The organism is Pseudomonas sp. HP_01, assembly GCF_055284355.1.
Genome location: NZ_JBTOPV010000063.1, coordinates 1 through 1,257 on the forward strand (window position 1 = coordinate 1; position 1,257 = coordinate 1,257).

The 1,257-nt window shown below is 56.6% G+C and carries 1 protein-coding gene; it reads right to left on the reverse strand.

Annotation, left to right across the window (positions count from 1 at the left end):
- Positions 1–9: 9 nt before the first annotated feature.
- A protein-coding gene (locus ACYAR8_RS22830; RefSeq protein ID WP_463581139.1) for an IS3 family transposase occupies positions 10–1,193 on the reverse strand; the annotation gives its coding sequence in 2 pieces (ribosomal slippage) (positions 10–929 and positions 929–1,193; 1,185 coding nt in all).
- Positions 1,194–1,257: the final 64 nt, after the last annotated feature.

Consider the following 1,257-nt stretch of genomic DNA (forward strand, 5'->3'; position numbering starts at 1 on the left):
CTGTAGTGGTCAACTAATTCCGGACACCTCGATAGGTGGTTTCGACGCCATCGTCCGTTCGTAAACGGTCGGTGGCAGGTACCCCAGTTTCGAGTGCAGCCGCTCGTTGTTGTAATACCCAACGATGTATTGAGTGATGTCGCGTATCGCTTCGCCATGGTTAGCGTAATTCCGCCGCCATACCCGCTCCATTTTCAGGCTCAGGAAGAAGCGTTCCATCACCGCATTATCCCAGCAGTTACCTTTACGGCTCATGCTTTGCTGCATGCTGTGTCTGGCCAGCAACGCTCTGTAGATTGTGCTCGCATATTGGCTGCCGCGATCGGAGTGGGCGATCAGGCCAGGTGGAGGTTGACGCTGCGCGACGGCCATCTGCATCGCGCTGCACACCAGCTCTGCAGGCATGTTGGGGGCCATCGCCCAACCCACCACCTTGCGTGAGAACAAGTCCAACACGACGGCCAGGTAGAGCCAGCCGCTGCGCGTTCGGATGTAGGTAATGTCGGCGACCCAAGCGGTATTCATAGCCTGCGGCTCAAACTGACGGTTCAACACATTCTCGGCGATTGGCAGGTCATGCTTGCTGTCGGTCGTATGCACAAACTTGGGTTTCCACGCCGAGCGCAAACCGTTGGCTCGCATCAGTCGGCGGACTTTATAGAGGCCTATTTTCATGCCCTTGGCCCGCAGAGCCTTAGTTAATGGGCGGCTGCCGGAGCAGCCGTCGCTCGCGGCAAACGCTGCCTTGAGCTGCACGACAACGGGGCAACTGAGCCGAGCAGGCCTTTGTGCACGGTTCTGGGCTTCGTAAAACCCCGATCGACTGACGTTCAGCAAACGACAGACATGCGCCACCGAATAAGCCTTCTGTTGCAGTTGCCGAACCAAGCGATACGTCACTTCAGTTCGCGGGCAAAGAAGGCGGTAGCCTTTTTTAAGATGTCGTTGTCCGTCTTGAGCTGCCGGTTTTCCTGCTCCAGCTGCCGAATGCGCTGCTGCTCAGCCGTCAGCGGGTTTCCTATCCCGGCCTGGCCCAACTGTTCAGCGTCGTATTGGCGGATCCACCGTCGCACGGCCGTCTCACCGAGATTCTGGTCCTGGCAAACCTGCGGAACGGTCAGGCCCTGATCCCTGACCATCTTCACGACTTCCAGTTTGTAGCTGTCATCAAACCTGTTGCGTTTTCTGGTCATGAAAAACTCCTCGATAAATGTATTTTCCACTTATCGAGGTGTCCGGGGAAATTAGACCACTGCA